Below are 6,356 nucleotides of genomic sequence, written 5' to 3'. Positions count from 1 at the left end.
ATTGACAAGTATATTTGTCAGAGTTATAGTAGATATGACAAGAATACTTGTCAATCAAATGAATTAGGAGGAATCACAAAATGTTTAAGAAAGTATTAGCGGTATTTTTAAGTTCAATTTTAATTATTGGATTAACAGGATGTCAAACTAAGCCAGCAACTCCAACAGTAAATACAAAAGGTAATGTAGAAGAACAAGCACGTTTTGATGAATTTACAAAAAATGAAATTAAGATGTATTTAGAGGGTGATTACTTATCTATTCATCAAGCAGTATCAAAACCAGAGGCATATGGTGTTGATATGGATAATGTTGCAATTCAAATGACTGAACCTTGGAGTGAAGAACAATTCGCTAAATCAGTTGAAGAATTTGAAGTTTCTAAAAAAGAGTTTGAAACTTTTGATAGAAGTGTATTAACAGAGAAGCAACAAAACACTTATGATATCATCAAAGATCAAATTGAATTGAACTTGATATCAAATCGTGATGATTTTGAATATGTAGGTAATGTTTTTGGATTATTTAGTGGTATTCAAATTTCGGTTCCACAAATTCTATCTGATTTCGTATTCTATGATGAAGGCGATGTGGAAGATTTGATTGCAATTATGCATAGTGTAAAACCGATGTTTGAAAGTTATACAGAATATGCTAAGAAACAAAAAGAAGCTGGTTATTTCATGGCTGACTACAATGTAGATGAAATCGTTAAATATGCAGATAACCTTGTCAATGAAGGCTATGGTGATGAAATGATGGCAGTCATTGAGGAAAATATCAATTCATATGATGCAATTGATGATGCTGCAAAAGCTACGTATATTGAACAAGCAAGAACTGCTTACTCAGAATCAATTGCACCAGCTTATACTAAGCTTGCAGAAGAATTAACAGCATTAAAAGATCCTGAAAACAATCAATATGGATTATCACATTACGATAATGGTAAAGAGATCTATGAATTATATTATCGTATGTATACAGGTTCTACGTTAACAATTGAAGAAGCTGAAAAAATGTTAGAAGAAAGAATGCAATCAAGTGTACAAGAAATGCAAGTAGCATTAATGAAAGATCCAGCAGCGTTAGAACTTATACAAAATAATGATCTTAAAGCAGGATATGACTCATATGAAAGTATGATTGAAGCACTAATTAGTTGGTCCAAGGATCATTATACAGAAATTGATATCCCTGAATATGAAGCAGTACCTGCATCTAAACTTGTATCTGATGGAGTAGGAGCTTATTATATTACACCATTCATTGATAAAGAAGGGAAAAACTTTATCCGTGTTAACACAAATAACGCAACATTGATTGATGATTTACAAACATTCTACTATATAGCACATGAAGGTGTTCCAGGACATATGTATTATTATAACTATGTAGTACAAAATGATATTGATCCATATAACTTATTATTGGCTACATATCTTGGCTTTTCTGAAGGATTCGCTAATTATGGAGCTTCATACGCATTAGAAGCAGCAAATACAAATGATGTTCTAAAAGAAGTAATACGTGCGAATTTTGATTTCAGTTGGGCACTAAGCGCAATGATTGATATTGGAATTCATTACCATGGATGGACACTTGAGGAATTTAACAGTTATCTTGAATCAATTGGGTATGGGGGAATTGATATGTCTAGTACATATTATATGACTCAATCTAACCCAGGTGTTAACTTGTCTTATGGTGTTGGTTATTTTGAAATTCTAGATTTACGTGAAAAAGCAGAAACAGAACTAGGTGATAAATTTGATGAGAAAGCATTTAATGATACTTTGTTAAAATCAGGAAATGCTCCATTCAGTATTGTTACTAAGAATGTTGATGAATATATCGCAAATAATAAATAATAAAACAAGACCCTTCGAGATAAATCGGAGGGTCTTACTATAGTGCTAAGCCCAGAGTAATTGCGATGACTACAATTGCTGGAGCTGGTACTTTTTTTGTATAAAGTAAAACAAAAAAGAATAATACAAACAATATTTGTGTAATAGGTAAAAGTGGTGTAAATATGAGCATAAAAGCCGTTTTCAACAACAAACCACAAGCTACAGCACTAATTCCTTTTAAAGCAACTTTGATTGCTTGTATACGTCTTAATTCATCCCATATTGGGTAGATAAAGTAGATTAGTAACACTCCTGGAAGAAAGATAGATATACCAGAAATTATACCTGCTAAAATTTGAATAAATAAACTGGTATCTCTAGCACCAAGTCCTCCAACAAAAGAACTAAATCCAAACATAGGTCCAGGTAGGCCTTGAATTAAACCATATCCAATTAGAAATTCTTGTTGGGATAAGAAGTGATATTTTTCAACAAACTCCGAAATCATTAAAGGTACAACTACTTGACCACCACCGAATACTAAGTATCCAAATTTATAAAATTCATAGAATAGAATAGATAACAATGATCCAGTAAAAACCATAAGTAAGTAACTACCAACAGCAAATAAAATGAATAAAAACAAGAAAGTCCATGATGGTTTAATATGAAAATCAGATATATTTAAATCAGGTTTTTCGATCTTAATCATAACAAAACCACCAAATAATAATAAGACAGGATATAACCAAGTTGCGTGAATGAAGAAAGTTAGAATACCACTCATTATCGCAAGTATGATTGTAGGTTTATTGATAAGAACTTTCTTTGATATATTTAATCCTGCAAATACAACAAATGCAATTGCCATAGGAGCTAAATATCTTAAAAAATCAATGGATAAGTTATGAGTTTCTAGGTATGGAAATAAAATAGCTAGAATAGTCATTAATACAATGACTGGTAATGCCCAAACGATAAGTGTTAAAAAAGCAAGTAACTTTCCACCTACTTTGTAACCAATTGCACAAATTGTTTGAGTGCTAGTTGGACCTGGTAAAATAGAACATAATGCATTTAGTTCAATTAATTCTTCTTCGCTTAAATATTTTTTCTTATTTACCAACTGAGAATAAAAAATACCGAAATGAGCTTCAGGACCTCCGTAAGCACCAAGCGAGCATATAAATACGTCTAGTAAAAAGTGGGTAGTTTGCATAGAAATCCTCCAAAGTTAAATACAATTTATTTTTAACATAAAAAGAAAATAAAATATACTCACATGCAATAGCTTTATTAGATGTTTTTCCCTGTTTCAAATAGTTTGGTAATTAGTGATGATTTTTTAGCATCACCTTTATCGTATAGTCCATCGCCATATATAGTTTTAACTACTCTTGAATTAGGTAAACAATCAGTAAATCCTCGAAGTGAATCCATTGTACGTTTCATTGTTTCTTTTCCATCAGCAGCAGTAGCTATAAAGTAAAAATCTTTATTTTTAATTTCTGTGTATCGTGGCAAGGTGCGATCAATAAGCGTTTTCATTTGAGCACTCATTGAATAAAAATAGACAGGTGTAGCAAGCACTATAATATCTGCTTTAATCATTTTATTTAGTATTGTTTCCATATCATCGTTTAGCACACACTTATTGGTAGTACGACATCCATAACAAGCAGTACATGGTTTAATATTGTTATCTTGAATATATATTTTTTCAATGGTATGTCCAACGCTTTGTGCACCTTTTGCAAGGGCATCAGAGAGAACTTCGGAATTACCATTTTTCCTAGGGCTTCCTAGTAGAATTAGCATCGATTTATTCATATAAGTACCTTTCTATATTTTGTTTTTTCTATCTTGGATTAGATTAAGAAACCAATCTACTGTTTCTGGTGTTTGATGATTAAAGAACAAGCTAGTATTAGTATCGAGTTGAGCGATTTTGTTCATATCATCTTGTGATAATTCAAAGTCAAAGATATCAAAATTTTCTTTCATTCTTTCAATGTGAATAGATTTTGCAAGAGCAACAACATCACGTTGCATTAACCATCTCAAAATGACTTGAGCAACAGATTTATGATATTGATTACCTATTTCTGTTAATACTGGGTTTTGAAACATATTATTTTTTCCTTCGCCAAATGGGGCCCATGCCTGCATTTGAACACTACGTTTAATCATATTTTCTTGTGCTTTTACTTGTTGGTGTAATGGGTTGACTTCAACTTGGTTGACATGTGGAGGTATTTCATTAAATCCAACCATATCAGCTAAACGATCAGGTGCAAAATTACTTACGCCAATAGCTTTTATTTTTCCTTCCTTGTATAAATCTTGTAATGCACGATAAGCATCATAAGTATCTCCAAAGGGTTGATGAAGTAATACTAAATCGATATAATCGGTTTTAAGTTTAATAAGTGATGTTTCAATCGATGATTTTGTTTTATCATATCCATAATTATCAATCCAAACTTTTGTGGTAATAAATAATTCAGTACGAGGGATGCCACATTTAGCGATAGCATTACCAACTTCTTCCTCATTAAAATAAGATTGAGCAGTGTCAATATGACGATATCCAATTTGAATAGCATTTAAAACACACTCCTCACAAATATCTTTTGGTATTTGAAATACTCCAAATCCTAACTTAGGCATTACTACATTGTTACTTAGTGTTACATATTCCATAATTAATTCCTCCTTGACGTGTACTAATTCATTTAGTATGATCGAATTATAAATCTCGGTAGTAACTACCGGTCAAGAACTATTTATTGGAGGATTAGATCATGTATTCAATGAAAGAAGTGTGCAATAAAACAGGAATGACATATGAAACCCTAAAGTATTATTGTAATGAAGGATTGATACCAAATGTAAAACGGGATGTAAATAACTATCGTGTATTTGATGATAAAGATATTGCGTGGATTGATAGTCTTTCATGCTTAAAACAATGCGGTATGGGTATTTCTGAGATGAAAGAATACATTGAACTCTGTTTACAAGGTGTTTCATCGATACCAACAAGAAAGATAATATTAGATAAAAAGAAAGAGTTGTTGTTAAAAAAATTAAAGGAAGTAAATGATAGTATTAATTTCATTGATTATAAACAAAATTTTTATGATGATGTTTTAGCAGGTGAAATAAAATATGAAAGCAATCTTATCAAAGAATAGCAATTTTCATAAAAAATTTTAAATTTTTATAAAAAATATAAAATATTAAAAAAGTTGATTATAAAGGGCTTTTTTTGGTATAGACAATGCTAAAATATTCACAACTCTTGTAATCGATTACAGAAACCGCTTGCATTTTGTATAGGGGTGTGATAATTTAGAAATATAAATTGAATGTTGATCCACTTTTTAAAAAAAGATTGTTTTTTTTAGAACCTCATGTAATGGATTACATGGAAAGGACAGAAATGAAAAATCAAGAGTCTGTAAAGATAAGTGATGTATCAAAATTAGCGGGTGTTTCTGTTGCGACTGTCTCACGTGTAATAAATAATACATGCTATGTTAATCCAGAAACTAAAGAGAAAGTATTAAAGGCAATTCAAGAATTATCGTATGAACCAAACTTATCTGCACGTAACTTGAGAAGAAATACGAGTGGTGCAATTCTTGTGTTAACACCAAATCTTACTAACCCATACTATTCAAATATTATTGAGGGTATTAGTGAGACAGCAAGAAAATATGGTAGTAGTACTTTTGTATGTAGTTCAAATGGTGATAAAGAACAAGAAATGGAATTAATTAAAATGTTAGATAGTCGTAGAGCTGATGCGGCAATAGTTCTTGCGACAAACTTTGATGATAAATGGTTGTTACCGTATGCACAAAAATACCCAGTTGTATTCTGTAGTGAATATAACCCTAATTTAAAAGTTAATCGTGTATCTGTTGATAACTACAAGGCGGCTTTTGAAGCAACTGAATACTTGATCCAACAAGGACATACTAAGATTGGTATGTTAAGTAGTGAAAATGAGTACATCTCAACTAAACTGCGTATGGAAGGTTTTCTAGATGCGTGTAAAGAGTATGGTATAGATAGCAAAAAAAACATTGATTTCGCCTCCAGTGATTACTCCTTTCAAAGTGCTAGGAAACTAGCCACTAAAATGCTATCGAAGAAAAATCATGTGACCGCCTTGTTTTGTATCTCTGATATCTTGGCACTTGGTGCTATATATGGCGCTAGACAAGTAGGACTTGATGTTCCTACAGATGTTTCAATAGTTGGATTCGATAACCTAGAATATGCCGAAATGATGGTTCCTCAAATAACAACAGTAAATCAACCGTGTAGAGAAATTGGAGTATCTGCAATGGAAAGAGTACAAGAGTTATTAAATGGTCAAGATGATAAACCCAAAGTTACATTACTTGAACATGAATTAGTGATAAGAGGATCAACATCAATACTTAAATAGGATTGAACGAGACGGGAACTCGTTAATCATAAAATTTCATT

General features: G+C 31.4%; 6 protein-coding genes. 3 read left to right on the top strand and 3 right to left on the bottom strand.

Annotated features, from left to right (window positions below; genetic code table 11):
• The first annotated feature begins 80 nt into the window (after positions 1–80).
• Positions 81–1,871 carry a DUF885 domain-containing protein gene (locus RR430_RS04890; protein ID WP_332487333.1) on the top strand — a complete coding sequence of 597 codons (1,791 nt, stop codon included), beginning with the start codon at positions 81–83 and terminating at the stop codon, positions 1,869–1,871.
• Positions 1,872–1,908: 37 nt separating this feature from the next.
• Here the strand turns inward: RR430_RS04890 and chrA are convergent, their stop codons facing one another.
• The 3 genes from chrA to RR430_RS04875 all read right to left on the bottom strand — a co-directional run bounded on the left by chrA (position 1,909) and on the right by RR430_RS04875 (position 4,556).
• Positions 1,909–3,072 carry a chromate efflux transporter gene (gene chrA / locus RR430_RS04885; protein WP_332508730.1) on the bottom strand — a complete coding sequence of 388 codons (1,164 nt, stop codon included), beginning with the start codon at positions 3,070–3,072 and terminating at the stop codon, positions 1,909–1,911.
• 77 nt (positions 3,073–3,149) lie between these two features.
• Positions 3,150–3,683 carry a flavodoxin family protein gene (locus RR430_RS04880; RefSeq protein ID WP_332487337.1) on the bottom strand — a complete coding sequence of 178 codons (534 nt, stop codon included), beginning with the start codon at positions 3,681–3,683 and terminating at the stop codon, positions 3,150–3,152.
• Between the two features lie 12 nt (positions 3,684–3,695).
• The gene (locus tag RR430_RS04875; protein ID WP_332487339.1) at positions 3,696–4,556 is read right to left on the bottom strand and encodes an aldo/keto reductase; all 861 of its coding nucleotides are present in this window, start codon (positions 4,554–4,556) and stop codon (positions 3,696–3,698) included.
• A 101-nt stretch (positions 4,557–4,657) separates the two neighbouring features.
• On the opposite strand from RR430_RS04875, the gene RR430_RS04870 reads away from it, so the two are divergent.
• Both RR430_RS04870 and RR430_RS04865 read left to right on the top strand, forming a co-directional pair.
• Positions 4,658–5,050 (top strand): MerR family transcriptional regulator, encoded by a 393-nt coding sequence (locus RR430_RS04870; RefSeq protein WP_332487341.1) that lies wholly within the window; start codon positions 4,658–4,660, stop codon positions 5,048–5,050.
• Between the two features lie 248 nt (positions 5,051–5,298).
• Entirely contained in the window at positions 5,299–6,315 is a 1,017-nt protein-coding gene (locus RR430_RS04865; protein WP_332487342.1) for a LacI family DNA-binding transcriptional regulator, read from the top strand.
• The last annotated feature ends 41 nt before the right edge of the window (positions 6,316–6,356 follow it).

The sequence above is a fragment of the Anaerorhabdus sp. genome (genome assembly GCF_036641015.1).
In the GTDB taxonomy this organism is placed as follows: Bacteria; Bacillota_I; Bacilli_A; order Erysipelotrichales; family Erysipelotrichaceae; genus Anaerorhabdus.
This window is presented reverse-complemented; position numbering and strand designations above follow the sequence as displayed.